At 73.9% G+C, this 25,114-nt stretch carries 24 protein-coding genes; 8 read left to right on the top strand and 16 right to left on the bottom strand.

Going from position 1 to position 25,114, the window contains the following annotated elements; all coding sequences use genetic code 11:
• Positions 1 to 63: 63 nt before the first annotated feature.
• The 3 genes from ACZ4MH_RS10985 to ACZ4MH_RS10975 all read right to left on the bottom strand — a co-directional run bounded on the left by ACZ4MH_RS10985 (position 64) and on the right by ACZ4MH_RS10975 (position 2,610).
• Positions 64 to 1,353 (bottom strand): Cmx/CmrA family chloramphenicol efflux MFS transporter, encoded by a 1,290-nt coding sequence (locus ACZ4MH_RS10985; RefSeq protein WP_351589711.1) that lies wholly within the window; start codon positions 1,351 to 1,353, stop codon positions 64 to 66.
• Positions 1,354 to 1,469: 116 nt separating this feature from the next.
• The gene (locus ACZ4MH_RS10980) at positions 1,470 to 1,787 is read right to left on the bottom strand and encodes a DUF397 domain-containing protein (RefSeq protein ID WP_351589644.1); all 318 of its coding nucleotides are present in this window, start codon (positions 1,785 to 1,787) and stop codon (positions 1,470 to 1,472) included.
• On the bottom strand, positions 1,777 to 2,610 hold the full coding sequence (locus tag ACZ4MH_RS10975; protein WP_351589647.1) for a helix-turn-helix domain-containing protein: 834 nt from the start codon (positions 2,608 to 2,610) through the stop codon (positions 1,777 to 1,779). The genes ACZ4MH_RS10980 and ACZ4MH_RS10975 overlap by 11 nt, the downstream gene beginning before the upstream one ends.
• 197 nt (positions 2,611 to 2,807) lie before the next feature.
• Between ACZ4MH_RS10975 and ACZ4MH_RS10970 the strand changes: the two genes are divergently transcribed.
• Positions 2,808 to 2,999, top strand: a complete 192-nt coding sequence (locus tag ACZ4MH_RS10970) for a hypothetical protein (RefSeq protein ID WP_467754477.1) — start codon at positions 2,808 to 2,810, stop codon at positions 2,997 to 2,999.
• A gap of 114 nt (positions 3,000 to 3,113) precedes the next feature.
• Here the strand turns inward: ACZ4MH_RS10970 and ACZ4MH_RS10965 are convergent, their stop codons facing one another.
• On the bottom strand, positions 3,114 to 3,821 hold the full coding sequence (locus ACZ4MH_RS10965; RefSeq protein WP_351589649.1) for an HD domain-containing protein: 708 nt from the start codon (positions 3,819 to 3,821) through the stop codon (positions 3,114 to 3,116).
• Between the two features lie 151 nt (positions 3,822 to 3,972).
• Here ACZ4MH_RS10965 and ACZ4MH_RS10960 point away from each other — a divergent pair, with 151 nt between their 5' ends.
• On the top strand, positions 3,973 to 4,674 hold the full coding sequence (locus ACZ4MH_RS10960) for a copper homeostasis protein CutC (protein WP_351589651.1): 702 nt from the start codon (positions 3,973 to 3,975) through the stop codon (positions 4,672 to 4,674).
• Positions 4,675 to 4,701: 27 nt separating this feature from the next.
• Here the strand turns inward: ACZ4MH_RS10960 and ACZ4MH_RS10955 are convergent, their stop codons facing one another.
• On the bottom strand, positions 4,702 to 6,780 hold the full coding sequence (locus ACZ4MH_RS10955; protein ID WP_351589653.1) for a HelD family protein: 2,079 nt from the start codon (positions 6,778 to 6,780) through the stop codon (positions 4,702 to 4,704).
• A gap of 262 nt (positions 6,781 to 7,042) precedes the next feature.
• On the opposite strand from ACZ4MH_RS10955, the gene ACZ4MH_RS10950 reads away from it, so the two are divergent.
• Both ACZ4MH_RS10950 and ACZ4MH_RS10945 read left to right on the top strand, forming a co-directional pair.
• Positions 7,043 to 7,270, top strand: a complete 228-nt coding sequence (locus tag ACZ4MH_RS10950) for a hypothetical protein (protein ID WP_351589656.1) — start codon at positions 7,043 to 7,045, stop codon at positions 7,268 to 7,270.
• A 265-nt stretch (positions 7,271 to 7,535) separates the two neighbouring features.
• Positions 7,536 to 8,726 carry a glycosyltransferase 87 family protein gene (locus tag ACZ4MH_RS10945; RefSeq protein WP_351589713.1) on the top strand — a complete coding sequence of 397 codons (1,191 nt, stop codon included), beginning with the start codon at positions 7,536 to 7,538 and terminating at the stop codon, positions 8,724 to 8,726.
• 13 nt (positions 8,727 to 8,739) lie between these two features.
• Here the strand turns inward: ACZ4MH_RS10945 and ACZ4MH_RS10940 are convergent, their stop codons facing one another.
• Together ACZ4MH_RS10940 and ACZ4MH_RS10935 are read right to left on the bottom strand one after the other, a co-directional pair.
• Entirely contained in the window at positions 8,740 to 10,389 is a 1,650-nt protein-coding gene (locus ACZ4MH_RS10940) for a DNA repair helicase XPB (protein ID WP_351589659.1), read from the bottom strand.
• 180 nt (positions 10,390 to 10,569) lie between these two features.
• Complete coding sequence (locus ACZ4MH_RS10935; protein ID WP_351589662.1) at positions 10,570 to 13,116, bottom strand: helicase-associated domain-containing protein; 2,547 nt, start codon at positions 13,114 to 13,116, stop codon at positions 10,570 to 10,572.
• 170 nt (positions 13,117 to 13,286) lie between these two features.
• On the opposite strand from ACZ4MH_RS10935, the gene ACZ4MH_RS10930 reads away from it, so the two are divergent.
• A complete protein-coding gene (locus tag ACZ4MH_RS10930; RefSeq protein ID WP_351589664.1) occupies positions 13,287 to 14,330 on the top strand; it encodes a hypothetical protein in 1,044 nt (347 codons plus the stop codon).
• 15 nt (positions 14,331 to 14,345) lie between these two features.
• On the opposite strand, the gene ACZ4MH_RS10925 is transcribed toward ACZ4MH_RS10930, so the two are convergent.
• The 4 genes from ACZ4MH_RS10925 to ACZ4MH_RS10910 are packed head-to-tail and all read right to left on the bottom strand — an operon-like array spanning position 14,346 to position 18,364.
• The gene (locus ACZ4MH_RS10925) at positions 14,346 to 15,401 is read right to left on the bottom strand and encodes an ABC transporter substrate-binding protein (RefSeq protein ID WP_351589667.1); all 1,056 of its coding nucleotides are present in this window, start codon (positions 15,399 to 15,401) and stop codon (positions 14,346 to 14,348) included.
• A gap of 31 nt (positions 15,402 to 15,432) precedes the next feature.
• Positions 15,433 to 16,257, bottom strand: a complete 825-nt coding sequence (locus ACZ4MH_RS10920) for an ABC transporter ATP-binding protein (RefSeq protein ID WP_351589670.1) — start codon at positions 16,255 to 16,257, stop codon at positions 15,433 to 15,435.
• Complete coding sequence (locus tag ACZ4MH_RS10915; RefSeq protein WP_351589673.1) at positions 16,254 to 17,339, bottom strand: FecCD family ABC transporter permease; 1,086 nt, start codon at positions 17,337 to 17,339, stop codon at positions 16,254 to 16,256. Before ACZ4MH_RS10915 ends, ACZ4MH_RS10920 begins: the two co-directional genes overlap by 4 nt.
• Positions 17,336 to 18,364, bottom strand: a complete 1,029-nt coding sequence (locus tag ACZ4MH_RS10910) for a FecCD family ABC transporter permease (RefSeq protein WP_351589676.1) — start codon at positions 18,362 to 18,364, stop codon at positions 17,336 to 17,338. Before ACZ4MH_RS10910 ends, ACZ4MH_RS10915 begins: the two co-directional genes overlap by 4 nt.
• Before the next feature lie 140 nt (positions 18,365 to 18,504).
• Here ACZ4MH_RS10910 and ACZ4MH_RS10905 point away from each other — a divergent pair, with 140 nt between their 5' ends.
• A complete protein-coding gene (locus tag ACZ4MH_RS10905; RefSeq protein ID WP_351589678.1) occupies positions 18,505 to 19,137 on the top strand; it encodes an HAD family hydrolase in 633 nt (210 codons plus the stop codon).
• On the opposite strand, the gene ACZ4MH_RS10900 is transcribed toward ACZ4MH_RS10905, so the two are convergent.
• Positions 19,107 to 19,388 carry a hypothetical protein gene (locus ACZ4MH_RS10900; RefSeq protein ID WP_351589681.1) on the bottom strand — a complete coding sequence of 94 codons (282 nt, stop codon included), beginning with the start codon at positions 19,386 to 19,388 and terminating at the stop codon, positions 19,107 to 19,109. The two genes, ACZ4MH_RS10905 and ACZ4MH_RS10900, sit on opposite strands and share 31 nt — an antisense overlap.
• A 181-nt stretch (positions 19,389 to 19,569) precedes the next feature.
• Here ACZ4MH_RS10900 and ACZ4MH_RS10895 point away from each other — a divergent pair, with 181 nt between their 5' ends.
• Positions 19,570 to 19,953 (top strand): cold-shock protein, encoded by a 384-nt coding sequence (locus tag ACZ4MH_RS10895; RefSeq protein WP_031056479.1) that lies wholly within the window; start codon positions 19,570 to 19,572, stop codon positions 19,951 to 19,953.
• A 53-nt stretch (positions 19,954 to 20,006) separates the two neighbouring features.
• Here the strand turns inward: ACZ4MH_RS10895 and ACZ4MH_RS10890 are convergent, their stop codons facing one another.
• From ACZ4MH_RS10890 to ACZ4MH_RS10875, 4 genes are all read right to left on the bottom strand, one after another.
• Complete coding sequence (locus ACZ4MH_RS10890) at positions 20,007 to 20,858, bottom strand: 1,4-dihydroxy-6-naphthoate synthase (RefSeq protein WP_351589685.1); 852 nt, start codon at positions 20,856 to 20,858, stop codon at positions 20,007 to 20,009.
• Complete coding sequence (locus ACZ4MH_RS10885; protein WP_351589687.1) at positions 20,855 to 21,583, bottom strand: futalosine hydrolase; 729 nt, start codon at positions 21,581 to 21,583, stop codon at positions 20,855 to 20,857. Before ACZ4MH_RS10885 ends, ACZ4MH_RS10890 begins: the two co-directional genes overlap by 4 nt.
• Before the next feature lie 29 nt (positions 21,584 to 21,612).
• Entirely contained in the window at positions 21,613 to 22,128 is a 516-nt protein-coding gene (locus ACZ4MH_RS10880; RefSeq protein WP_351589690.1) for a hypothetical protein, read from the bottom strand.
• Between the two features lie 73 nt (positions 22,129 to 22,201).
• Positions 22,202 to 23,623 (bottom strand): MFS transporter, encoded by a 1,422-nt coding sequence (locus tag ACZ4MH_RS10875; protein ID WP_467754465.1) that lies wholly within the window; start codon positions 23,621 to 23,623, stop codon positions 22,202 to 22,204.
• 387 nt (positions 23,624 to 24,010) lie between these two features.
• Between ACZ4MH_RS10875 and ACZ4MH_RS10870 the strand changes: the two genes are divergently transcribed.
• A complete protein-coding gene (locus ACZ4MH_RS10870; protein ID WP_351594756.1) occupies positions 24,011 to 25,057 on the top strand; it encodes a DUF3027 domain-containing protein in 1,047 nt (348 codons plus the stop codon).
• The last annotated feature ends 57 nt before the right edge of the window (positions 25,058 to 25,114 follow it).

The raw sequence follows: 25,114 nt of genomic DNA, 5'->3' as shown, positions 1-25,114 counted from the left end.
TCCAGCAAGGCGGGGCGGCACCGGCTGAACTGGGCCGCCCCGCCCGCTGCGCGGAGCCTTCGATCAGAGGCGCTTGCCGCCCGCCGCGGCGCTGCGGTCGTCCGCTGTGGCGCTACGGTCGTCCGCCGCGGCCTCGTCCGGGCGGCCGGCCTCGTGCAGGAGGTGCTCCTCCGAGGACGCGACCAGCCGGGAGGCCGCGCCCGTGGAGCGCTGGATCCGGAAGGCGAAGCCCGTCGCGACGACGGCGGCAGCCGCCAGCGCGGCACCGGTCCATGCCACGGCCGGGTAGCCCCAGTGCGCGCTGATGACCAGGCCGCCCAGCCACGGGCCGAGCGTGTTGCCGATGTTGAAGGCGGCCGTCGTGGTGGCGCCGGCCAGCGTCGGCGCGGCGTTGGCGACGTTGAACATCCGGGCGTTCAGGGCCGGGGCCGTGGTGAACGCCGTGACGCCCAGCATCAGGGACAGCGCGATCGCGGCAACGGAGTTGTGCGCGGTGAGCGCGAGCACCGCCAGTACGAGGGTGGAGGCGATGATGCCCCCGAAGAGGGTCGGGAAGAGGTGCGCGTCGGCGATCCGGCCGCCTATGTAGGTACCGATGAGCGCGCCCACGCCGAAGAGCGCCAGCACCGTGGGCACCCAGCTCTCGGCGAGCCCGGCGGTGTCGGTGAGCAGCGGGGAGAGGTACGAAAAGAGGGCGAAGACCGCGGCGCCGTTCAGCGCGGTGGCGGTGAGTGCGAGCCAGACCTGCTTGTCGCGGTAGATCGTCAGCTCCCGGCGGAGCTGCGGACGGTCCTCGCCCGTAGGCACCTCCGTACGCGGCACGAGGGCGACCACGCCGACGAGGCCGATCGCGGAGAGGACCGCCACGCCCCAGAACGCGGCGCGCCAGCCGGCGCTCTGCCCGAGCAGTGCGCCGGCCGGCACGCCCGCGATGTTGGCGATGCTCAGCCCGCCGACCATCACGGCCATGGCGCGGGCGCGCGCCGTGAACGGCACGAGCGAGACGGCCACGGCCGCGCCGACCGCCCAGAACCCGGCGCAGGCCAGCGCGCTCACCACTCGGGAGATGAAGAGCACCGTGTACGAGGGCGCGAGCGCGCCCGCGACCTGTCCGACGCCGAAGACGGCGAGCAGCGCGATCAGCGTCGTGCGCCGCGGGAGGCGGAGCGTGGCGGCGGCCAGCGTCGGAGCGCCGACCACCATGCCGATCGCGAACGCCGAGACGAGCAGCCCGGCCCGGGGGATCGAGACGTGCATGTCCCGGGCCAGTGGCTGGAGGATCCCGGAGAGCATGAACTCGGAGGTCCCCAGGGCGAATACGGACAGTCCGAGGATGTAGACGGCGATGGGCATACGGGCGCGTTCGGCGCGATCAGGAGGGACAGGCATGACACGCATGAACAGCGTGAACACGCCTGACATTCCCGGTGATCCGCGCCGCCGCGACCGCCGACCGCCGACAGCCCGGCTCAGGCGTCCGCGGCCCGCTCCAGGACGCCGTCCCGTACGGCCGTGACAAACGCCGACCAGGCAGCCGGGGGCAGGACGAGCGCCGGGCCCCAGGGGTTCTTGCTGTCGCGCACCGGGACCGCGCCCGGCGCGCCGTGCCCCATCTCCACGCAGTCGCCGCCGCTGCCGCCGCTGTAGCTGCTCTTGTGCCAGCTGACGGTGGAGAGGTCGAGCGCGCGGTGTGCCGGGCGGCGGGCCGCGGTGCTGTGCGCACCGTGGCCCGCCCCGTGAACGGCACCGTGCCGCGCGGGGTGGAACGTGTGTTGATCAATAACCATCTCGGTGATCCTTCGCCGCCGACTCGATCAGTACGAGGGACGCTTCGGGTGACAGTGCAGCGGCCCGGACGAGATCGTAAGCCAATCCATACCGTTCCACATGCGAAGGCTCGTCCAACATTTGCCCTGTTGCAAGGGCTTGTAGGTACACGACGGGCGGTGCATCTGCGAATGCCATCAGCTTGAGCGAACCTTCGAGGGCCGCGTGGGCGCCCTCCGCGTACGGCAGCACCTGCACGATGACGCGATTCCGACGCATGAGTGCCGCGATATGAGTGAGCTGGGTGTGCATGGCGGCCGGACTGCCCACGGGGCGGCGCAGCACGTTCTCGTCGAGCACCGCCCAGAACAAGGGGGTTGTTGGATCCTCGAGGACGCGGGCCCGGTCCAGCCGCGCGGACAGTAAATCGTCGATGACCCCCTCCGGGGCGACCGGGTGCACCGCCCGGAACACGGCCCGCGCGTACTCCTCCGTTTGCAGCAGCCCCGGGACGAGCAGCGGGGCGTATTCCCTGATCGAGATCGCCATCGCCTCGTACTCGGCGGCGTCCGCGAAGTGTTCCGGATAGCGGGACCGCTGGGCGGCCTCGACGTTCCGCTCGAAGAACCCGTCCGTGCCGAGGATCTCGTCTATCCGCCGTGCGTACTCCCCCTGTATCCGCCGTGCGCCCGACTCGAGTTGGCCGATGAACGACCCGCTCACGAACATCGGCGCCCCGAGCTCCGCCTGCGTCAGCCCTGCGCTTTCCCGCTTGAACCGCAGCTCAGCGCCGTACAGCGCCCTCGGTGAAAGCGACGGATCCAGTTGTTTCGGCTTCGGCATGGCCCACTCCCTGTTGTGCACCTGGTGTTGTTGGATGTCACCCTCTGTCAAGCCTAACCCCGGACCGTCACCATATAGACACAACCAGTAAGTCGACACGGAGCGCGATGAGGCGCAGTGAGGCGCGGTGAGGCGCAGTGAGGTCCGCGACCGGAGAGACGAGGTACCCGGTGACGCTCCCGGCGAAGGGTTCGTATGTGTTCGACACCCGGATCGGCAGGATCGGGGAGGTGATGGGGCACGAAGGGCCCTACGTACAGCTGCGTCCGCCGGGGGGCGGACGCGAGTGGGACTGCGCACCGGCCGACGCCCGAGCCGCCACCCCGCGCGAACGCCTGGCCGCCAGGACGGCGCTGGCCAACGCGCGCAGCCGGGGAGAGCGCCGCTGAACGCGGCGCGCGAGAACGGCACGTAAGGAACGCGAGTGAGGTGCGCCCCGGACCCCGGCGCCCCCGCTCCTGTCTCGTCCCTGCTCCTGCTCCTGCCCCTGTCCCGCCCCCGCCTCACGCCGTCAGAAGGTCGAGCTCCGTGCTCAGGTTCCGCCGGGCCAGCCGCTCCCATCTGTCGTGCCCCTCCGGCGTGCGGAACAGCCGCGGCAGCGCCAGCAGTTGACGCAGCACATCGGCCCGCCCCGCCCGGAACGCCTCGTCCGGCACGAAGGCGAACTCCTCGCGCACCGCGGCGGCGTACGCCGCGTACCGCTCCGGCGTCCCGGCCAGTACCGCCAGATCCGCGTCGCACAGCACCTCGCCGTTGCTGTCCCCCTCGGCCGGATCGTGGGTGACCGTGAGCCGCACGAGACGTGCCACCTCCGCCGTGCGCTCCGCGTCGATCCCCAGCTCGGGCAGTGCCCGCTCGGCGAGCGCCGCGCTGCGTTCCTCGTTCTCGGACCGGTCGGGGCGGTAGACGGCGTCGTGGAACCACGCGGCGAGCCGTACGACATCGGGTTCGGCGGCGTGTCCGGCCAGCTCGTCGATCCGGTCCAGCACGGCGGCCAGATGCGCGGTCGTGTGATAGCGGCGCTGCGGCTCGGCCCAGCGCGCGAGCAGGTTGTCGGCGTACGGAGCGGGGTCGGGCGGCAGGGCGAGAACCGTGCCGGGCTCGGTCGCCGCATCGGCGTTCCGGAGCGCCAGGACGGTGTCGTGCCAGCGGCGACGCAGCTGTTCGCCCGCGTCCGTGCGGTCCGTGCGGTCCGTCGAGGAGGAAGCCATACGCCCATTGTGCGCATCCGGACCGGCGGCCTCACCACAGGTGATCGCGCCGATCGCCGGAGGGTGCCGAGCGCTTTCGCGCCGGACGCCTTCGCACCGGATCGGTGTCGCTCCGTAGCGCCGGCCTGTCGGGTATGGCACCCTTGAGCACATGTCTAGACCAATTCTCGAGGTGATCGCGCTCGATGCCGCGGACGCCGCCGCGGCCGAGGCCGGAGGGGCGGACCGCCTCGAACTGGTCACGGACATGGCGTCCGACGGGCTCACCCCGCCCCGCGAGGTCTTCGCCGCCGTCCGGGCCGCCGTCTCCATCCCGCTGCGCGTCATGCTGCGCGCGTCGGACGGCTTCGCCGCGGGCGACGCCCGGACGTTCGACGCGCTGTGCGCCGACGCCGCCGCGCTCCGGGCCGCGGGCGCCGAGGAGTTCGTGCTGGGGTTCCTCGCCGAGGACGGCGGGCCCGACCTCGCCGCCGTGGACGCGCTGACCGAGGTGATCGACGGCTGCCGCTGGACCTTCCACCGCGCCATCGACCACGCCGCCGACCGCGACGGCCTGCGCAAACGCCTCGACGGCCGGCCCGGCCCCGACACCTACCTCACCGCGGGCTCGGCCGCCGGCGTCGACGACGGGCTGCCGGTGCTGCTCGCCGAGGCGGCGCGCGCGGCGGCCGGCGAGCCCGGGTACGGCCCGCAGATCATGGCCGGCGGCGGCCTCACCCTCACACATGTCCCGCCGCTGCGCGCCGCAGGGATCACCGCCTTCCACATCGGCGGCGCGGCGCGCCCCGCCGGCTGGTCGGCACCGGTCTCCCCGGCCGCCGTCGAGACCTGGCGCGCGGCGCTCGACGGCTGAGCGGGGCAAGGCCGCGGGCGCCGGGCCTCAGCCCGCCAGCTCCTCCGGCAGCGCCGCCGCGTGCACGACCGTCAGGCCGGACACCGCACGGGTGAGGCAGACGTACAGGCGGCGCAGCCCGGTCCGGTGGTCCGGCTCGGCGTCCACGAGCGCCGCCGGCTCGTCCAGTACCACGTAGTCGTACTCCAGGCCCTTCGCGAGCGTCGCGGGCACGAGCGTGAGCCGGGCGTCCGCCGAGGTCTCCTCACCGGGGGCGAGCGTGGCCAGGCCGGCGGCGGCCAGTGCCTCGCGCAGCGCCGGGAGGCGCGGCTCGGCGGCGATCAGGCCGATGGAGCCCTCCTTCGCCAGCGCGTCGCGGCAGGCGTCGATGACCGAGGCGTCGAGCGCGTCCGCCGCCGTCGGGCGGATCTCGAAGTCGCCCGGGGACTCGCGGATGGACGTCGCCTCGGAGAGGTCCGGCGCGATGGCCGGAAGCAGCCGTGAGGCGTACGCGATGACCTCGCGCGGCACGCGGAAGCCCTGGGTCAGCTCCTCGACCGCGGCGCCCGGCTTCCCCAGATGGGCCAGCGCCTCCTCCCAGGTGTCCGTCGACCACGGGGTCGTGCCCTGGGCGATGTCGCCCAGTACGGTCGCCGAGCCGGTCGAACAGCGGCGGCCCACGGCCCGATACTGCATGGGGGAGAGGTCCTGGGCCTCGTCCAGCACCACATGGCCGAGCGAGTGCGTGCGCTCCACCAGGTCGAGTGCCTCGTCGATGAGGACGGCGTCGGCGGGGGACCACTTGGCGGCGCGGACGCTGCGGGCCGGCCGGGTCCACAGGACGGTCTTCTGCTCCTCGTCGGTGAGGACGCCCTCGGCGTGCTCGGCCAGGAAGTCCGCGTCGGACAGCAGCCGCAGCACCAGCTTCGCCGGGTCGACCGGCGGCCAGACCGCCTTGACCGTGGCCTTCACCGCCGCGTTGCGCGCGACCGCGTCCTGCACGCGGTCGTCGGGCGCCTCGCCGGCCCGCTCCATCTGGACCAGCACGGCGTGCGCGATGCGCTGCGGCAGCGCCGCACGCGCCGCGCCGTAACGGATGCCGCGGTCCAGCAACTGCTGGACGATCTCCTCCAGTTCGTACGCGGGAACGCGCCAGCGACGGGAGCCGCGGACCACCACGCACCCCTCGGTGGGCAGCGTGACGTGCGAGCGCACGGCGCGCCGCAGCACCTCCGCCATCCGCGCGTCCCCCTTGATTGTCGCCGCGGCGGCGTCGTCCGTACCGCGCACCTCCACGTGCGCGACGAGGTCGTCGACCGTGGCCTGCTTGACCTCCAGCTCGCCCAGCGCGGGCAGCACCTGCTCGATGTAGTGCAGGAAGGACTTGTTGGGGCCGATGACCAGGGTGCCGGCGCGGGCCAGCTTCTCGCGGTGCGCGTAGAGGAGGTACGCGACACGGTGCAGGCCGACGGCGGTCTTGCCCGTACCGGGCGCCCCCTGGACGCAGACGGTGCCGCCGATCCCGGCCCGGACGATCTCGTCCTGCTCGGGCTGGATGGTGGCCACGATGTCGCGCATCGGGCCCACGCGCGGCCGCTCGATCTCCGTCTGGAGCAGCTTGCTGGCGTGCTCCGCCTCCGAGGGATCGGTGAGGTGCTCGTCCTCGTACGCGGTCAGTTCGCCGCCGGTGTACCCGAAGCGGCGGCGCAGCCGCAGGTCCATCGGGTCCTTCTTGGACGCCCGGTAGAAGGGCTGGGAGACGGGCGCGCGCCAGTCGATGACCATGGGGTCGCCGTCGGCGTCGTGGACGTGCCGCCGCCCGATGTAGAAGTCCTCGCCCTCGGCGCCCTCGGCCAGGTCGATGCCCGGCGCGTGGAGGTAGTCCAGACGCCCGAAGAACAGCGGGGTGTGGGAGAGGTCGGCGAGCGCCTTGATCCGGGCGTCGACCTCGCCCTGCAGGACCTGGGCGTTGACCCAGTTCGCCGCCACGTCCTTGATGTTCAGCGCCTCGGCGTCCGCGCGCATGGCGCGGAGCGCGGCGCGGGAGGCCGCGAGATGGGCCCGCTCCCGTTCCAGAGGGTCGTTCGTGTGGAGCTCGGCTTTCTCTTCTGCGGCGTGCGAGGGCACGGCGTCGCCTCCGGGGAGCTGCGTGGGTACAGGGGCCGGCCGGTTTCCGTCCGGCGGGCGGCACTCCGCGACGAGGGGCGGCGGGAGGCGGGCAGACGGGCGATTGTAGCCAGCACGCAGTGCGGGCGCGACCGAATTTAAAAGGGCCCCGATCCCTTAGGGGTGGGCCGCCGGGCGGTGCTTCCAGGGCCGTACTCCGGGCGACACGCGGATCGGTCGCTGGTCGGATGTGCGGCGACCGGGTGAATTCCATCATGGAGACATGAACAGTCGAGAGATGAACACCCACCTGAACCCGCCACCCGACCCCAAAACGGCGGCCCGCGCCCGGCAGGGCGCCAGCCCCATGGCCCACGGCGGAGAACACCGGCACCCGGTGGGCAGCGCCCTGCGAGCCGTAAAGGTCTTCGCGGGCACCGCTTTCAGCGTCGCCGTACTGGGCGAATACGCGGACGACAGATCCCCCACCACCGACCGGCCCGAGGAATGACATCCGGACGTCCGGAAAGCGTCACGAAACTTCGTGCGTGATCGATTAACGTCGCTGTAAAGGCTGTAAAGACTGTGCAAGCCGCATATGGCGACGAGGAGGGGTCACCCGCGTGTCTGCCGCCGACGGGAAGCCGATCCAGCGGACAACGCCCCTCGTGGGCAGGCCACGCACCACCCGGGAGCTGCCGGACGGACCGGCAGACCGCAGTACGGCCCCGCACCCCCGCCGTACTCTCCCCCGCCACACGCTCCCCGCGGCAGCACTGCTCGCGGTGTCCGTGGCCGCGCTCGGCGTCGTACACCTCTTCGTGCCGATGCCCACCTCCGACATCCTCGTCTACCGGGCGATGGGCGACTCCGTACTGACCGGCGGCGACCTCTACGGCTTCACGGTCACCAAATGGCACCTCCCGGCCACCTACCCGCCCTTCGCCGCCGTGCTGTTCGTCCCGCTGGCGCGGATCTCCCCCGGCGTACTGGAGTTCGCCTCGGTACTCGCCAACGTCGCGCTGCTCGCCCTGCTGATCCACTTCTCCGCCCGGCTCGCCGGGCTCCGCGCCACCCACCGCGTGCCCTCGCTGCTCGTCGCCACCGCGCTCGCCATCTGGCTGGAGCCGGTGTACCAGACGATCGTCTTCGGGCAGATCAACCTGGCCCTGACCTGCCTCGTCCTGTGGGACCTCACCCGCCCCGACGGCGCGCGCGGCAAGGGCCTGGCCATCGGCATCGCGGCCGGCATCAAGCTCACCCCCGCGCTCTTCGCCGTGTACCTGCTGCTCACCGGGCGGGTACGGGCCGCGCTGGTCTCGCTCGCCGGGTTCGCCGGCACGGTCCTGCTCGGCATCGTCGCGCTGCCCGGCGCCAGCGTCGAGTTCTGGACCCAGCGGCTCTACGAGACCGGGCGGGTCGGCGAGGCGTGGATCGTCGACAACCAGTCGCTCCAGGGACTCCTCGCGCGCCTGCTGCACACGACGCACCCGGGCGCCGCCTGGCTGGCCGGAGCCGTGCTGACGGCCGTGGTCGGGATGGCGGCGGCCCGCCGGACGGGCCTGGTCGCGGGCCGGGAGGCGTGGGGCGTGCTGTGCACGGCGCTCACCGCGCTGCTCGTCTCGCCGATCAGCTGGTCCCACCACTGGGTCTGGTGCGTGCCGCTGCTGGCCGTACTGGCCACCCACGTCCGGCGGGACGCGTGGCGGCGTGCCATATGGGGCGCGCTGGCCGTGGTCTTCACCGCCCGCACGATGTGGATCGTGCCGCACAAGGGCGACCTGGACCTGGCGCTCCCGTGGTGGCAGCAGCCGCTGGCCGCGCCGTACCCCCTGCTCGGCGCGGCCCTGCTGCTCGCCGCGGTGTGCTGGCGCGGGGGCGTGCTGACCGGGGTCGCGGCGGGCGCACTGACCCGCCCGACCCCGACCCGCCGGGAGTCCGTACCGGCCCCCAGATCACCCCGCTAGCGCCCCTGCGGGGTCACGCGCCCTCGTCCGCCAGGAGTTCGTGGGCGTCCACGATCCGGTACGCGTAGCCCTGCTCGGCCAGGAAGCGCTGGCGGTGGGCCGCGAAGTCCTGGTCGATGGTGTCCCGCGCGACGACCGAGTAGAAGCGCGCCTCGTGGCCGTCCGCCTTCGGGCGGAGCACCCGGCCGAGCCGCTGCGCCTCCTCCTGGCGCGACCCGAAGGTGCCGGACACCTGGATCGCGACCGTCGCCTCCGGCAGGTCGATCGAGAAGTTCGCGACCTTGGAGACGACCAGGACGGACAGCTCGCCCTCACGGAAGGCGTTGAAGAGCTTCTCGCGCTGCGCGTTGCTGGTGTCGCCCTTGATGACCGGCGCGTCCAGGTGCTCGCCCAGCTCGTCCAGCTGGTCGATGTACTGCCCGATCACCAGCGTCTGCTCGCCCGCGTGCCGGCGCACCAGCGCCTCGGTCACCTTCTGCTTGGACCCGGTGGTCGCGCAGAAGCGGTACTTCTCGTCGCTCTCCGCCGTGGCGTACGCCAGCCGCTCCGAGTCGGTCAGGCTGACCCGGACCTCGACGCAGTCGGCGGGCGCGATGTACCCCTGCGCCTCGATCTCCTTCCACGGCGCGTCGAACCGCTTCGGCCCGATGAGCGAGAAGACGTCGGACTCGCGCCCGTCCTCGCGTACGAGGGTGGCGGTCAGCCCGAGCCGCCGCCGCGCCTGCAGATCGGCGGTGAACTTGAAGACCGGGGCCGGCAGCAGATGCACCTCGTCGTAGACGACCAGGCCCCAGTCCCGCGAGTCGAAGAGCTCCAGGTGCGGGTAGACGCCCTTCCGCTTGGTCGTCAGCACCTGGTACGTCGCGATGGTGACCGGCCGGATCTCCTTCTTCGTACCGCTGTACTCGCCGATCTCGTCCTCGGTCAGCGAGGTGCGCTTGACCAGCTCGTGCTTCCACTGCCGCGCGGAGACCGTGTTCGTGACCAGGATCAGCGTGGTGGCCTTGGCCTCGGCCATCGCGCCCGCGCCGACCAGGGTCTTGCCCGCGCCACAGGGCAGGACCACGACGCCCGAGCCGCCGTGCCAGAAGTTCTCGACGGCCTGCTGCTGGTACGGCCGCAGCGACCAGCCGTCCTCCGCCAGCTCGATCGGATGCGCCTCGCCGTCCACGTAACCGGCCAGGTCCTCGGCCGGCCAGCCCAGCTTCAGCAGCGTCTGCTTGATCTGCCCGCGCTCGGAGGGGTGCACCGCGACCGTGTCCGGGTCGATCCGGGCGCCGACCAGCGGCTGCACCTTCTTCGACCGCAGGATCTCCTCCAGCACCGGGCGGTCGGTGGTGGTGAGCACCAGGCCGTGCGTGGGGTGCTTGCTGAGCGTGAGGCGGCCGTACCGGGACATCGTCTCGGCGATGTCGACGAGCAGCGCGTGCGGGACCGGGTAGCGCGAGTACGCCACCAGCGCGTCCACGACCTGCTCCGCGTCGTGCCCCGCGGCCCGCGCGTTCCACAGGCCGAGCGGCGTCACCCGGTAGGTGTGGATGTGCTCCGGGGCGCGCTCCAGCTCCGCGAAGGGGGCGATGACCTGGCGGCACGCGGCCGCCTGCTCGTGGTCCACCTCCAGCAGCAGCGTCTTGTCGCTCTGGACGATGAGAGGTCCGTTCACGCGCCTCGCCTTTCGCTTCGCCTGCGTCCGGCCGGCGTCGCCGCACGGCCCGGCCGTTCGTACGGCCAAACGTCCAGTGTGCCGCATCGCCGCGGAAGGGGGGCCTGCGTCCACCGAGCGCGCCCCCGGAGCGAGGTCGGAGCGAGGTCGGGGCGCGGTCAGGAAGTGGTCGGGAAGCCGTCAGGACGCGGCGTCGTCCGCGAGCTCCGAGACGCCCGTGATGCGGTGCAGGGGGTACGTGCGGACCTCGTCGGCGGTGTGGTCGTACGCCGTTACGAAGCCGCCCTCGACCCGGACCGGCGCGATGACGCGCTGGCTGGCGGCGCCGTCGGCGTTGACGTAGCCGATCCACAGCGCCGAGTTGGTCAGCGCGGCGGCCTGCACGGTGGCGAGCGTCTCGGCGGAGGTCGTACGCGGCAGCCGGCCCGGCGTGGGCGCCGCGGCCTCCGGGCCCGGCTTGCGCTCGGCGGTGGCCGCGAGGTCGCCCGCGCGGATGGCCCGTACGGCGGCCTCCAGCAGCGTCGTGTCGGGGGCCGGCGGGCCGTCGGGGACGGGGGCCGGTGCGGTGCGCGGCGGGGTGCGGTGGGCGTCGGTGCGGGCGATCACCACATCGCCCTCGGCGGACTCGGCGGCGGGCGCGTACCCCATCGCGCGCAGGCCTTCCAGCAGCGCGTCGGGTGCTGCCTGTGCGGCCAGTACGGTCGGGGCGAGGCGGCGCAGCCGGAGCCCGTCGGCGCGCCGGTCGGCCATGATCTCGTTCAGCAGCGCGTCGTCGTCGCAGCGGACGTACGCGGAGGCCGCCCCGATCCGCAGCACCCCGTGTCTGCGTGCCACGTCGTCGATCAGGTAGGCGAGCGGCTGCGGTACGGGTGTGCGGGAGTGCGCCGCGAGGAAGGACTGGATGTCCGCCGCCGACCGGCCGGCGTCCAGGCCGCGGCGCACCGAGCCGGGCGTGAAGCGGTACACCGTCGCGCCGCCCTTGGACTCCACGTCGGCCAGCACGTCGAGGGCGTCGGCGAGCGGGCGTTCCAGGGGGCCGGGGGCGACCGCGGTCAGGTCGGCCTGGAGGAGGACGTGGTCCAGCGGGGTGGGGAGCAGCGGGGCGAGGGCCGCGGCGGCGGCCCGGCGGGCCTGGGTGTCCTCACCATCCGGGCCCGTCTCCAGGAGCGCGCGGGTGTGGCCCGCGAGGGCGCCGCGGCCGGTGAGGCCGAGCAGCTCGGCCTCGTGGAGGGACCACAGAGCGATACGGGAGCGGAGGTCTTGGGGAGCGGCGTGCGCCGCATTCTGTGCGGCGTTGTGGTCGGGGGCCTGGCCGTTGTCCGGGGCGGCGCCGGGAGTGGCCTGAACTGCCGCGCGCAGCGGCCGTTCCCAGCGGAGCCGGGCCAGTACGGCGTCCTGGGGCACGGCCGTGCCCGGCGGGAGGCCGCCGAGCAGCGCGAGGACCCGCCGCCGTACCTCCGGGGCGGGGGAGCGGTCCAGGTGCGGGCCGAGCGCGGCCAGGGTGCGGCCCTTGGCGTCGGCGGTGCCGACCAGGCCGGCCGTACGGGTCGCGGTCAGCCAGGCGGTGGCCAGCCGCACCCAGCGCTCCTCGGCGGGCAGCTGCCGCCAGTCCTCGGCGGCGGGCGTGGGCGCGTACCGCTCGTCGGCCTCGCCGTCCGAGGCCACCAGCCCCGCCGCGTACGCCAGCTCCAGCCAGAACGCGGCGGTGTGCACTCCGGTGTCCAGGGCCGTCGCGGTCCGCTTGAGGTCGCGGACGCTCAGGCCGCCGGCGCGCAGGACGGGCGGGCCGCCGAGGTCCCATTCCTTGAGCAGTTCGTCGATCGTGGCGAGCGCGGTGAACGCCTGGCCGGCCGCCGTACGGTCCACCATCTCCGGGTCGCGCGCGGTGGCCGGCGCGAGGGCGGGCGGCTCCGGCTCCGGCGCTCGGTGCGCGCGCCCGGCGCGTAGATGCAGGGCGGCTTCCCGGGGGAGTACGACGTTGCGCGGGCCGACCGGGAGCAGCACGCCGCGGTCCAGGAGCCAGCGCAGGTGCGGCGCGGGCTGCGCGGTCACCGCGCCGTACGGCGGGCCCCAGACGAGTCTGTCCAGTACGGCGTGGGACTCGGCCGGCGCGCCGTCGAGCAGTGCCGCCATGGCAGCGCGGTCCTCGAAGAGCGAGGTCAGCGCGGTGACGGCGGTGACCGGGTCGGGCGTGGTGGGCAGCCCGGCGGCCGTCACGATCTCCTGGATGCGGCCGGGCGACATGCCGGCTGCGGCCTCGGCGACGGTGGGGCCGAGGCCGGTGGGGGAGGGGCGGGTGGCGCTGGGGGTGAGCAGTTCGCGGGCGGTGCGGACGAGCCGGAGGCGGTCGTCGGGGCCCCAGACCAGGGCCTGGGCGCGGAGCGCCGCGAGGGCGTCGGGGAGGCGCTCGCTGACGGCTGCCCGCAGCCCGGAGTCCGTACCGGATTCCTCCTCGTCGCCCGTCATCAGCCCGGCGAGCGTGTCGTACGGGCAGGGGTCCGGGGCGATGGCCAGCGCCTCGGCCGTCTGCAGCGCGAAGGCGTCCAGCCGTTCCACGGCGCGGACCACGGAGGCGCGGGTGCCGGCGCGGGTGGCGAGCTGGGTGAGATCACCGGGGACGGGGTTGAGCAGGTCGGGGCGGGACCGCAGCAGAGCGGACAGGTCGTCGTCCGGCCGGTTGCGCAACTCCTCGGCCAGCGTGCGGGGGGACGGATGGCTGCCGCTCATTCGCCCCACGTTACCGCCTGACGGCGGGCGGTCCGACGGTCACGGGCCCGGCACCGGCGTCCGGCGCCTGTGGAAAACCGGCATTCGCCGCCTGTGGAAAAGCGCGGTATCGGCGGCGCGCGGGGGTACCGTCGGAGCGGCGGGAATCGGCCTGGCGCAGGGGTGTTTCGGTGGGGATCGAGAGTGATCAGCTGGTCTTCGACTATCTGAGCCGGGTCGGGGACCTGGCGCAGGGGCGGGGGCTGACGGCCAGGGAGCGGATGCGGCTCGTCGCGCGGCTGCGGTCGGAGATAGACGCGAGACGCGCCGGGGGCGGCGACGACGTCAAGCGCATCCTCGCGCGGCTGGGCACGCCGGAGGCGGTGGTGACCGCGGCGGTGAACGGCGAGGAGCCGGTGCCCGAGGAGCCGCCCGGCGGCACGGCGGAGCGCAGGCCCGGCGCGCTGCCCTCGCTGCTGAAGCGGCCGGGTAAGGCGACCGCCCTGCCCGCGCCGCGGGACGGCGCGCAGCCGATGGTGCCGCAGCAGGGCGCGGCGCCGCCGCATCTGGCGGGCCTGGACGAGCTGGGCGACCGGGACGCGCTGGACGAGGAGGAGCCGGACTGGTGGCGGGTGGCGGCGGAGCCGTACGCCGCCGGGGAGACCGTGCCGGGGTTCGTCGGCGGGATCGAGATCGCGGAGATACGGCGGCCGCCGGAGACCGACGAGGAGGAGGAAGAGGACGCGGCCGGGACGGAGGACGCCGGGCGGCGCGGGCTGCCGGGGGTGCTGAAGAAGGCCACGGGGAAGGTCCTGCCGTGGCGGCGGGAGGCCGCGGCCGTGCCCGCCGCGGAGCCGGCGGCCGAGGAGGCCGGCGAGGCGGTCGTGGCGCCGCGGCCGAAGCCGAGCCCGGTGCTGCTGCTGGCGGTCGTGCTGCTGGTCGCGGGCGCGGTGATCGGCAGCTGGCTGGCGCTGGCCGCGGGCTGGCTCGTGGCGTACTCCTCGCGCACGCTCTCGCGCGCCGCGGCGAAGTTCGCGGCGCTGGGCGTGCCCGGGCTGGTGTGCGGTTCCGTACTGGTCTGGCTGTGGGGCCGGCTCGCCGGCAAGTGGGGCGAGCCGCTCGCCAAGGGGCAGTTGGGGCCGGAGTTGACCGATGTGCTGCCGATGGTGGTGCGCATCGCGGCCGTCGCCTCCGCGGTGTTCCTGGTGTGGCGGATGCGGCGACGGCCGCGCTGATCCCGTTACGATCCGTTACTTCGTCAGGTCCTTCTGCAGCTCGTCGAGGATCTTGTCGGCGGCGGTGTAGCCGATGCCCTGGAGCCAGAGCTGGTCGGAGACGCGGAAGGCGTGGCCGGTCTTGACGGCCTTCATGTTCTTCCACAGCGCGCCGCCGGTGACCTGGCTCTCCTTGGACTTCTCGGGGCTGCCGTACGCCGAGTAGAAGACCGCGTCCGCGTCGGCCCGGGTGATCTGCTCGGGCCCGACCTCGGTCATCAGGCCGTCCTCGGCGTTCTTCACCACGTCGGTGGGCGCGGTGCCGACGTCGTCCAGGATCGTTCCGAGGTAGCTCCGGCAGCCGTAGACGCGGGTGTCGGCGCCCTCGACGAAGCGGACGACGTTGGTGGTCTTCTCCGCCGCCGCCCTCGCGCCACCGAGCGCGTCGGTGACCTGCGCCGCGTGCTTCTCGTACGCGGCGGCCGCCTGCTTCCCCGCCGGAATCCGGCCCAGCGCGTCGGCGTGGGTGGCGAAGTTCTGCTTCCACGGGTAGCCGGTGGTCTCGGTCATGACCGTGGGGGCGATCTTCTTGAGCTGCTCGTAGCGCTGGCCGTCGCGGACCTTGCTCGTAAGGATGAGGTCCGGCTTCAGCGCCGCGACGGCCTCCATGTCGGGCGACCCGATCGTGCCGACGTCCTTGATGCCGGCGACCTTCTCCTTGGGCAGGTACGCGAGGAACCCGGAGGCCACGTCGGCGTGCGTGGCGCCGACCGGCCGCACGCCCAGGGTGAGCGCGGAGTCCAGCTCGGCGGTGTCCAGAACGACGACGCGCTTCGGATGCGCCGGCACCTTCACCTGGCCCATGGCGGTCGGCACGGTGTGCGCGCCGTCGGCCGGCTTCGCCCACTTCGTCTCGGGCTGGGCCGGGCAGGCGGCGGCCTCGAAGGAGCCGCCGTCGGAGCCGCGGGAGCCGTCGGAGCCGTTCTTGGAACCGACGGCACCGGTGGCGCCGCAGGCGGTCAGCGTGACGGCGGCCGCGGCGAGCACGGTGGCGGTGCGGACGGTGCGCAGGGTGCGGGAGGTGAAGACCATGGCGGCCCTTTCGAGGAAGGGAGCGGGACGGTCAGCCGCCGGCGGGGGACTGCCAGGGCCGGCCGGGTACGACCAGCGGGGAGCCGGTCACGGGGTCGGGGACGACGACCGAGTCGAGGCCGAAGACGTCGCGGACCAGGCCGGCGGTGACGGTCCCGGCGGGCGGGCCCTGGGCGACGATCCGCCCGGCCTTCATCGCCACCAGGTGGTCGGCGTAGCGCGCGGCCTGGTTGAGGTCGTGCAGGACGGCGACGACGGTCCGGCCGCGCTCGTGGTTCAACTGCCGTACGAGGTCGAGTACTTCGACCTGGTGCGCGATGTCGAGGTAGGTGGTGGGCTCGTCGAGCAGGAGCAGGTCGGTCTCCTGGGCGAGCGCCATGGCGATCCAGACGCGCTGCCGCTGGCCGCCGGAGAGCTCGTCCACGGCCCGGTCGGCGAGGTCGGCGATGTCGGTGCGGGCCATCGCCTCGGTGACCGCGCGCTCGTCCGCGTCCGACCACTGCTGCCACCAGTGCTGATGCGGCTGGCGGCCGCGCGCGACCAGGTCGGCGACGGTGATCGCCTCGGGCGCGGCCGGCGTCTGCGGCAGCAGGCCGACCGACCGGGCGATCTTCTTGGTGGGGAGGCGGGCGAGGTCCGTACCGTCCAGGAGCACCGCTCCCCGGCGCGGCTTCAGCAGCCGCCCCAGGGCCCGCAGCAGGGTGGACTTGCCGCAGGCGTTGGGGCCGACGATGACGGTGACGGCGCCGTGCGGCACGTCCAGGTCCAGGCCGTCGACGACGGTCCGGTCCTCGTAGGCGAGGGTCAGGCCGCGGGCGGTGAGTCTGCTCGCGGTGCGGTCGCCGGTCGTGGTCACGCGCTTCCTCCCGCGGCACGGCGGCGGACGCTGTGCCCTCGTACGAGCAGATGGATCAGGTACGGGGCGCCGATGGCCGCCGTCAGCACGCCGACCGGCAGCTCGGTCGGCGCGAAGAGCATGCGGGCCGGCAGGTCGCCGAGGACCACGACGCACGCGCCCAGCAGCGCCGAGCAGAGCAGGGGTATCTGGGCGGTGCGGGTCAGCCGGCGGGCGATCTGCGGCGCCAGCAGCGCGACGAAGTCGACCGGGCCCGCGGCGCCGGTGGCGAGCGCGGCCAGCAGGACGCCGAGGGTCGCGAGGCCGAGCCGGGTGCGGCCCAGTCGTACGCCGAGGGCTGTCGCGGTGTCGTCGTCCATCGAGACGGTGCGCTGCGCGCGGGCCGCCCACAGGACGCAGGGGAGCAGGACGAGCAGCGACCAGCCGAGCGGGACGGCCTCGGCCCAGCCCCGGCCGTTGAGCGAGCCGACCATCCAGACCTGGGCTTTTTGCGCCACGAGGTAGTCGCCCTTGGTCAGGAACAGTTGGGTGACCGAGCGCAGCGCGACGGCGATGCCGATGCCGATCAGGACGAAGCGGGTGGCGTGCAGGCCGCCGCGCCAGGCGAAGAGGTACACCAGCGCCGCGGCGAGCAGGCCGCCCGCGACGGACAGGTACGGCAGTACGGCGGAGGAGCCGACGCCGAAGGTCAGCGCGCCGACGGTCAGCGCGCTCGCGCCCTGGGTGATGCCGATGATGTCGGGGCCGGCGAGCGGGTTGCGGGCGACGGTCTGGAGGAGCGCGCCGGCCAGGCCGAAGGCGGCGCCTGCCGGCAGCCCGACGCACAGCCGCGGCAGTCGCAGCGTGCCGACCACCAGCTCGTGCGGCGAGGGCTGCCCGAGTAACACCTTCAGTACGTCGCCGGGCGCCACGGAGCGCTCGCCGAGCGAGAGGTACGCGACGCAGGCGGCGGCCAGTACGGCGGCGAGCACGGCGGCGACGGCCGTGGCCCGCCGGTGGACCAGGAAGGCGGCCGGGCCGGCCCGCAGCAGCGCGTATCCGGCCGGGCGTATCGGAGCCGGAACGGCTGAAGTGGAGGTCATGCGGCCACCGCCTTCCGCCGGACCAGGGCGACCAGGAACGGGACGCCGATCAGGGCGGTCATCACCCCGGCGGGCACTTCCGAGGGCGGGAAGAGGAGCCGGCCCGCGGTGTCGGCGACCAGCACCATCACCGGGCCGAGCAGCGCGGCCATCGGCAGTACCCAGCGGTGGTCGCCGCCGACGAGCGCGCGGGCCAGGTGCGGCACGGCGAGGCCGACGAAGGCGACGGGCCCGGCCGCCGCGACGCCCGCGCCGGTCAGCACGGCGGCGCCCAGCCCGCCCACGATCCGTACGGTGGCGACCTGCCGGCCGAGCCCGCGTGCGACGTCCTCGCCGAGCGCCAGGGCGTCCAGGCCGCGCGCGACGGCCAGTACCAGTACCGCGCCCACCAGCAGGAACGGCCAGATCTGCGCGGCCACTGCGGCGTCCCGGCCGGTCAGCGAGCCGACCTGCCAGAAGCGGAACTCGTCCAGCGCGGCGGCCTTCGTGGTCAGCACGGCCATGGTCACCGCGACGAGCAGCGCGTTGATCGCGGCGCCGGCCAGCGCGAGCTTGACGGGGGTGGCGCCGCCGCGGCCGCGCGCGGCGACGGCGTACACGAAGACGGCGGCGAGCGCGGCGCCGGCGAAGGCGATGCCGACGTAGCCGGAGAGCGAGTGGACGCCGGCGAAGGCGATGGCCAGCACCACGGCGGCCGAGGCGCCCTGGCTGATGCCGAGGATGCCGGGGTCGGCGATGGGGTTGCGGGTGATGCCCTGCATCGCCGTGCCGGCCAGCGCGAGCGCGGCGCCGACCAGCAGCCCGACGAGGGTGCGCGGCAGCCGCAGGAACAGCACGACCTGGGCCGCTTCGCTGTCGCCTCCGTACAGCAGCGCGTCGATCACCTCGCGCGGCGGGAAGGCGCGGCTGCCGACCGCGAGGGAGAGCAGCACCGCGAGCAGCAGGGCGAGCGCCGCCGCGGCGGTCCAGCGGATGCGGCGCCGCACCAGAGGGCTTCTGGGGCTGCCGGCCAGGGCGACTGACATCGGTTCCCTTTCGCGGGGAGCGCGGTGTTCAGACGGGTGCGTACGCAGACGTGCGGAGGCGTACGCCTGCAGAGGCTGAAGGTAAGGCTCCGCTAAGTGTACGGATCGTGGCCGTGTGTGCCAGAGGCACAATGGGTGCCATGGCCACGCATACCTTGACGGTCGGATTCGACCTCGACATGACCCTGATCGACTCCCGTCCGGGCATCAAGGACGCCTACGCCGCGCTCTCCGCGGCCACCGGTACGTACATCGACACCGACCTCGTGACCACCCGGCTCGGGCCGCCGCTGGAGCAGGAGATCCGCAACTGGTTCCCCGAGGATCAGGTCGCCGAGATCGCCGACCGTTACCGCGCGCTCTACCCCGAGCACGCCATCACCGGCACGCTCGCCATGGAAGGCGCGCGCGAGGCGATCGCAGGCGTCCAGCGCCTCGGCGGCCGCGCCATCGTGGTCACCGCCAAGTACGAGCCCAACGCCAAGCTGCACCTGAAGCACCTGGACATCCACGCGGACGCGGTCGTCGGCTCGCTGTGGGCCGAGGGCAAGGCCGAGGCGCTGCGCGAGTACGGCGCGAGCGTCTACGTCGGCGACCACACCGGCGACGTGCGCGGCGCCCGGGCCGCCGACGCGCTCTCGGTCGCGGTGGCCACGGGCCCGTGCTCCGAGGAGGAGCTGCGGGCGGCCGGCGCGGACGTCGTCCTGCCCGGCCTGGCCGCCTTCCCCGCCTGGCTGGAGAGCTACGTCGCGGCGGAGGCCTCGCGCGCCTGACGGCGCTGGGCCGCGACCGACCGCAGCACGCCTGCGGCGGCGATCAGGAAGCCCGCGCCCATGAGCATGCACACCCAGTAGAAGACCCAGGGCAGTGGGGCGGAACCGAGGAAAAGGGGCGTCATCGTCGCGAGAGTGGCGAAGGCGCCAATAAGGAACACGATCGCGCCGATCCGGACGAGCAGGTCCCCGGCGCGCGGACCTTCGGGGGTCGCCGGGGCCGCGCCCCGGACGGAAGGATTGTCAGACACACGACCAGGGTAAGTCCCCGGCCGGAAGCGCTGAGGAACCACCCGGCGACGTCTTGTCACCAGGCCCCGGACCATTAGCCTTGGGTAGCGGCGGGTCGCAGACCCGCTGCACTGCTATCCAGAGCTGTTGTGTGCGCAGCTACCCCATGTTTTCCCGACGAGTACGAGGACGAGGACAGACGTGCCTACCGGCAAGGTCAAGTGGTTCAACAGCGAGAAGGGCTTCGGCTTTCTCTCCCGCGACGACGGCGGTGACGTCTTCGTGCACTCTTCGGTGCTGCCCGCCGGCGTGGACGCACTCAAGCCGGGCCAGCGCGTCGAGTTCGGCGTGGTGGCGGGCCAGCGTGGTGACCAGGCGCTTTCGGTGACCCTCCTCGACCCCGCGCCCTCGATCGCGGCCGCCCAGCGGCGCAAGCCCGACGAACTGGCATCGATCGTGCAGGACCTCACCACGCTCCTGGAGGGCGTCGCGCAGCAGTTGGAGCGCGGGCGCTACCCGGACAAGGCACACGGCGGCAAGATCGCGGGCATGCTGCGCGCGGTCGCCGATCAACTGGACGTCTGAGCAGGGCCGCACCGCTTCGGACAGGCCCCCGCGGTCTCCCGCGGGGGCATCCGTCATACGAACTTCAGCGCATCCGGGGCGAGGGGCGGTACGAGCCCCTCGGCCGCGGCACGGGTGAGCAGTCCGCGCACCGCCGCGTAGCCGTCCTCGCCCAGGTCCGCGCTGAACTCGTTCACGTACAGGCCGATGTGCTGGTCCGCGACGGCCGGGTCCATCTCCTGCGCGTGCGCCAGGACGTAGTCGCGCGAAGCCTCGGGGTCGTCCCACGCCATGCGTACGGACGTGGTGATCGTGCGGGCCAGCTCGCGCAGCCGCTCCTCGCCCAGCGAGCGCTTGGCGATGATCGCGCCGAGCGGGATCGGCAGCCCGGTTGTGGTCTCCCAGTGCTCGCCCATGTCGGCAAGGCAGGTCAGGCCGAAGTTCTGGTACGTGAAGCGGGCCTCGTGGATGACCAGTCCGGCGTCGACGAGGCCGTCCCGCACGGCGGGCATGATCTCGTCGAACGGCATGACCTTGACCTCGCCCACGCCGCCGGGCACCTGGTCGGCGGCCCACAGCCGGAACAGCAGGTAGGCCGTGGAGCGCTCGCTGGGCACCGCGACCGTACGGCCCGCCAGGTCGGCGGGCGTCGCCGCGTCCCGGGTCAGCACGAGCGGGCCGCAGCCGCGGCCCAGCGCGCCGCCGCACGGCAGCAGCGCGTACTCGTCCAGGACCCAGGGCAGCTCGGCGTAGGACACCTTCAGCACGTCCAGCTCGCCGCGCTCGGCCATGCCGTTGGTGAGGTCGATGTCCGCGAAGGTGACCTCGGGCGCCGGGGCGCCGGGGACCTTGCCGTGCGTCCACGCGTGGAAGACGAACGTGTCGTTCGGGCAGGGCGAAAACGCGATCCTGAGCGCCTGGCTCATGGCGTGCTCCTTGAGGACAGGGCTCGCGGCAGATCGGCGAAGGCGGCGGTGAGGGCGGCGAGCGCCTCCCCGATCCGCCAGGCGGCGCGGTCCCGCGGGCCGACGGGGTTGGAGATCGTACGGAGTTCCAGCACCGGCACGCCGTGCGCGGCGGCGGCCTCGGCGACGCCGAAGCCCTCCATCGCCTCCGCGAGCGCGCGCGGGTGGCGGGCCAGCAGCTCCTTGGCGTGGGCCGCGCTGCCGGTGACGGTGGAGCCGGTGAGGACGGTGCCGGGCAGCGCGCCGGTGGCCGCGGCGACGGCCGCGACCAGGTCCTCGGGCGGGCGGTGCGCGTCGGTGCCGAAGCCCAGCGCGGTGACCGGCACGAAGCCGTCTGGGGTCTCGGCGCCGAGGTCGGCGGCGGCGATCTCCTCCGCGACGACGAGCGAGCCGACGGGCGCGCCGGGCGCGAAGCCGCCGCCGATGCCGGCCGAGACCACGAGGTCGTAAGCGCGGCCGCCGAGCGCGGCGGCGGTCAGCGCGGTGGCGGTGCCGGCCGCCGCGGCGGCCGGGCCCACGCCGGCGGCGAGGGCGTCGAGGGCGTACGGGCCCTCGGCGGAGTCGGGCTGCCCTGTGCGGTGCAGCGCGAAGCCGCCCGGTACGGGGATGCTCTCAGGCTGTCCCGCCGTCGCGGCGGTGACCGCGTCGCGTTCGGCGGGGACGGCGGTGACGACCAGGATGTGCATCAGGGGACCGGGCGGCTCGGGTGCGGCACTCAGGACGAGGCGCGGTTGAGCTTGATGTTCCAGATGCCGGTGTACTTGCCGCCCTTGGACGTCATGATCGAGATCGTCGTGGAGTCCGACATCTGGCGGGTCTGCTGGTTGTAGAAGACCTGGTCACCGTCGACCGAGGTGTAGGTCTGCTTGCTCAGGCTGGTCATCGGCATGCCGTTGGACATCGCGATCCACCCCTGCTCGGCCATGTCCGGCTCGACGCCGAGGCGCACCTTGTCGCCAGGGTGCACGGTGAGCGTCTGGTCCGGCTCGGAGGTCAGGCACTTCTCGAACTTCGCCTGCTCCGCCTTGTCCTTGGCGGTGAGGTCGCCGAGGGTCTTGCCGTCCTCGTAGCAGGAGGCTTCGGCGGTGACGCTGTCCTGGCCGGCGGTCACGGTGGCCCGCGGCGTGGGCTGGTCACAGGCGGAGAGGACGAGAAGTCCCAGGGACACGGCGCCCGCGGCGGCGGCGGCACGGCGGCCCTTGCCCCGGAGCGAGGAGGAGAACGCGGTCATGCGGGCAGGCTATCTGGCCGCCGGGCCCGCACGTCGCGCGGGTACGGTGCGTGCCGCGCCCGGTGGCCTCCGGTTACGCCACGCGGGCGCGCGCCGGACCGTGCCGACGGTCCGCCGTGAGCAGTGCCCGCACGGTCGTCGCCGCTGCCAGGGCCAGTACGGCCGAGGCCACCGCCAGGCCCAGTACGCCGTGCAGCGGCAGCGCGATGCCCAGCCCGCCGCCCACCACCCACGACAGCTGCAGCACCGTCTCGGACCGGGCGAACGCGGACGTACGGAAGGATTCCGGCACGTCCCGCTGGATCAGCGCGTCCAGCGACAGCTTCGCGAGCGCCTGGCACAGCCCGGCGGCCGCGGCGGTGGCGGTCACCATCACGCTCGCCAGCACGGCGTAGAAGGCCGCGGCGGTGACCGTGACGCCCAGGGCCAGCGCCAGCACCACCGCGATGATCACCTCCGGGCCGCGGGCCCGCAGCCAGGCGCCGATGGCCGTGCCCAGCGCGTTCCCGGTGCCCGCGGCCACCGCCACCAGCCCCAGCGACAGCGCCGGGCTCAGCCCGCCCAGCGGCTGCTCGCGCAGCAGGAACGCCAGGAAGAAGGTGAGAAAGCCGGACAGCGCACGAAGCGCGGAGTTGGCCCGGAGGCCGTGCAGGACGGAGCGGCCGACCGTCCGCAGCCCGGGCCGGGGGCGGCGCGCCCGCTGCCCCGCCGCCAGGGGCGCCGGCGCCTCGCCCCGCGCCGAGTCGACCTTGTGCGGCAGCGAGAAGGACAGGAACGTTCCGGCGGCGAACACCAGACACCCGCCGTACAGCGGCCAGGCCGGGCCGAGCAGGTGCAGCCCGGCGCCCAGCGGGGCCGCCACGCCGGTGGCCACCAGTCCCGCCAGGGTGACCCGGGAATTGGCCTTCACGAGCGAGAAGCGGCGGGGCAGCAGTCTGGGCACCACCGCCGAGCGCACCACGCCGTACGCCTTGGAGGACACCAGCACGCCGAGCGCGGCCGGATACAGCTCCAGGCCGCCGGTGGCCACCGCGCCCGACATGGTCAGGGCCAGTACCGCGCGGGCCAGCATCGCCCCGGCCATCGCGGCGCGCCGGCCGTGCGGCACCCGGTCCAGCAGCGGCCCGACGACGGGCGCGAGGAGGGCGAAGGGGGCCATGGTGACCGCGAGGTACAGGGCCACCCGGCCGCGCGCCTGGTCCGTGGGGACGGAGAAGAAGACGGTCGAGGCGAGTGCGACGGTGATCAGCATGTCGCCCGCGGAATTCACCGCGTGCAGTTCGATCAGCTTGCCGAGGCCCGACTCGCCCGCGCCGTGCGCGTGTGTCGCCCGGCGGACGCCGCGCCCGGCGGCGGCGAAGGGCCGGCGCACGGCGGTCCCGGCGGCCCGGCACGCGCGGCCCGCGCGCCCCGCGGCCCGGCCCGCGCCACGGGCCGGCCCGCCCCTGCCCTTGGTCGATGCCCTGACGGCGGCCACGTCGTCATACTGCCCCAAACGCTGCCTCAACTCGCCCAACTGATGGCAGTTTCCATGAGTTTCCACGGGTTCCTGCCCGGGTTCTGAGGGCCCGGCGGAGGGGCCAGTGGCGGCTGCCGGTGACATTTGCCGCTCCCGCCGGGGGGTCGTACACGATTGAAGGGGTAGCGTGTGTAGCGCGCCACCGGCGGTCGCTCTTGGCCGCGCGCCTTGCCACGATCCCGCAGAATGGTTCGTAGAGGTGCGCTGCTTTTGGAGGGCTGATCGGGCGCGGACGTCGACGCGGTCCCCAGGTCCGCTCCGCCCGCCCCGGCCCGTCGGTCGTCCGAACAGGTTCAGGACGGCTCCGGCCGGCGCGCTCGTGAGACGGCGTGGAAGAGAGAATCGATTCTTGTGAGTGCTGCGATGCGAAGCCGTACGCCCGACCGCCTCTGCGCCGAGGCCGTCGAACTCGCCCGTGCGGCGGCCGAGGAGGCCGCCCTGCCGGGCATGGTCGGTGAGCACGTCGACGCCGTGGCCGACGGGGACCGAGTCGTCACCCATTTGTTCGAATGCAAGGAGCCGGGCTACCGCGGCTGGCGCTGGGCCGTCACGGTCGCCCGCGCCTCCCGGGCCAAGGTCGTCACGCTCGACGAGTCGGTGCTGCTGCCCGGGCCCGACGCGCTGCTGGCCCCGGAGTGGGTGCCCTGGAGCGAGCGGCTGCGCCCCGGCGACATGGGCCCGGGCGACCTGCTGCCCACGGAGGCGGACGACCTGCGGCTGGAGCCCGGGTTCGCCGCCGACGAGACCTTCGGCGACAACGGCGGCGTGGGCGTGTCGCCGGTCGCGCCCGGCTCGCCGGACGCCGAGGCGGCGGGCCCGACAGCGGTGGACCTGGCGGACGCGGCGCGGCTCGCACGGGCCCCCGGGGCCGAGGACGCCACGCAGGCCGCCGAGGCCGCAGAAGCAGCCAGGGGCCCGCTCGCCGAGCTGGCCGAGGCCGAGGACGCGGACGTCATCGCCGGCACCCCCGCACAGCAGGCGACGGCGCCGGCCCGCGGCAGCATCGCCGCGGTCGCCGAGGAGCTGGGCCTGGGCCGCGCCCGGGTGCTCTCCCGGTACGGCCTGCACACCGCAGCCGACCGCTGGGAGGAGGCGTACGGCGCCAAGACCCCGATGGCGCAGGCCGCGCCCGCCGCCTGCATGAGCTGCGGCTTCTTCGTACCGCTCGCCGGCTCGCTGCGGCAGGCGTTCGGCGTCTGCGCGAATGAGTTCTCCCCGGCGGACGGCCGCGTCGTGTCGCTGGCGTACGGCTGCGGCGGGCACTCCGAGGCCGCCGTGATGCCCAAGCCGCCGCGCCCGGCGCCGCCGGTCATCGACGAGACGGTCGTCGAGCCGATGCCGCTGCGCCCGGACCGCACGAGCGGCTCGGTCTCCGAGGGCGAGCCGGCCGAGGAGCTCGGCCACAGCTGATACCGGCCGAGGAGCTGCTCGGCCACAGCTGAGCCCGCCGGGGCCCGCACACAGCCG

Source organism: Streptomyces sp. NPDC026301 (assembly GCF_055567935.1).
This window is presented reverse-complemented; position numbering and strand designations above follow the sequence as displayed.

What these genes read in the sequence shown, in the direction of transcription:
- ACZ4MH_RS10985 (WP_351589711.1), bottom strand. Translation starts at nt 1,353, where the DNA reads ATGCCCATCGCCGTCTACATCCTCGGACTGTCCGTATTCGCCCTGGGG.
- ACZ4MH_RS10980 (WP_351589644.1), bottom strand. Translation starts at nt 1,787, where the DNA reads ATGGTTATTGATCAACACACGTTCCACCCCGCGCGGCACGGTGCCGTT.
- ACZ4MH_RS10975 (WP_351589647.1), bottom strand. Translation starts at nt 2,610, where the DNA reads ATGCCGAAGCCGAAACAACTGGATCCGTCGCTTTCACCGAGGGCGCTG.
- ACZ4MH_RS10965 (WP_351589649.1), bottom strand. Translation starts at nt 3,821, where the DNA reads ATGGCTTCCTCCTCGACGGACCGCACGGACCGCACGGACGCGGGCGAA.
- ACZ4MH_RS10960 (WP_351589651.1), top strand. Translation starts at nt 3,973, where the DNA reads ATGTCTAGACCAATTCTCGAGGTGATCGCGCTCGATGCCGCGGACGCC.
- ACZ4MH_RS10950 (WP_351589656.1), top strand. Translation starts at nt 7,043, where the DNA reads ATGAACAGTCGAGAGATGAACACCCACCTGAACCCGCCACCCGACCCC.
- ACZ4MH_RS10935 (WP_351589662.1), bottom strand. Translation starts at nt 13,116, where the DNA reads ATGAGCGGCAGCCATCCGTCCCCCCGCACGCTGGCCGAGGAGTTGCGC.
- ACZ4MH_RS10925 (WP_351589667.1), bottom strand. Translation starts at nt 15,401, where the DNA reads ATGGTCTTCACCTCCCGCACCCTGCGCACCGTCCGCACCGCCACCGTG.
- ACZ4MH_RS10915 (WP_351589673.1), bottom strand. Translation starts at nt 17,339, where the DNA reads ATGACCTCCACTTCAGCCGTTCCGGCTCCGATACGCCCGGCCGGATAC.
- ACZ4MH_RS10910 (WP_351589676.1), bottom strand. Translation starts at nt 18,364, where the DNA reads ATGTCAGTCGCCCTGGCCGGCAGCCCCAGAAGCCCTCTGGTGCGGCGC.
- ACZ4MH_RS10905 (WP_351589678.1), top strand. Translation starts at nt 18,505, where the DNA reads ATGGCCACGCATACCTTGACGGTCGGATTCGACCTCGACATGACCCTG.
- ACZ4MH_RS10890 (WP_351589685.1), bottom strand. Translation starts at nt 20,858, where the DNA reads ATGAGCCAGGCGCTCAGGATCGCGTTTTCGCCCTGCCCGAACGACACG.
- ACZ4MH_RS10885 (WP_351589687.1), bottom strand. Translation starts at nt 21,583, where the DNA reads ATGCACATCCTGGTCGTCACCGCCGTCCCCGCCGAACGCGACGCGGTC.
- ACZ4MH_RS10880 (WP_351589690.1), bottom strand. Translation starts at nt 22,128, where the DNA reads ATGACCGCGTTCTCCTCCTCGCTCCGGGGCAAGGGCCGCCGTGCCGCC.
- ACZ4MH_RS10870 (WP_351594756.1), top strand. Translation starts at nt 24,011, where the DNA reads ATGCGAAGCCGTACGCCCGACCGCCTCTGCGCCGAGGCCGTCGAACTC.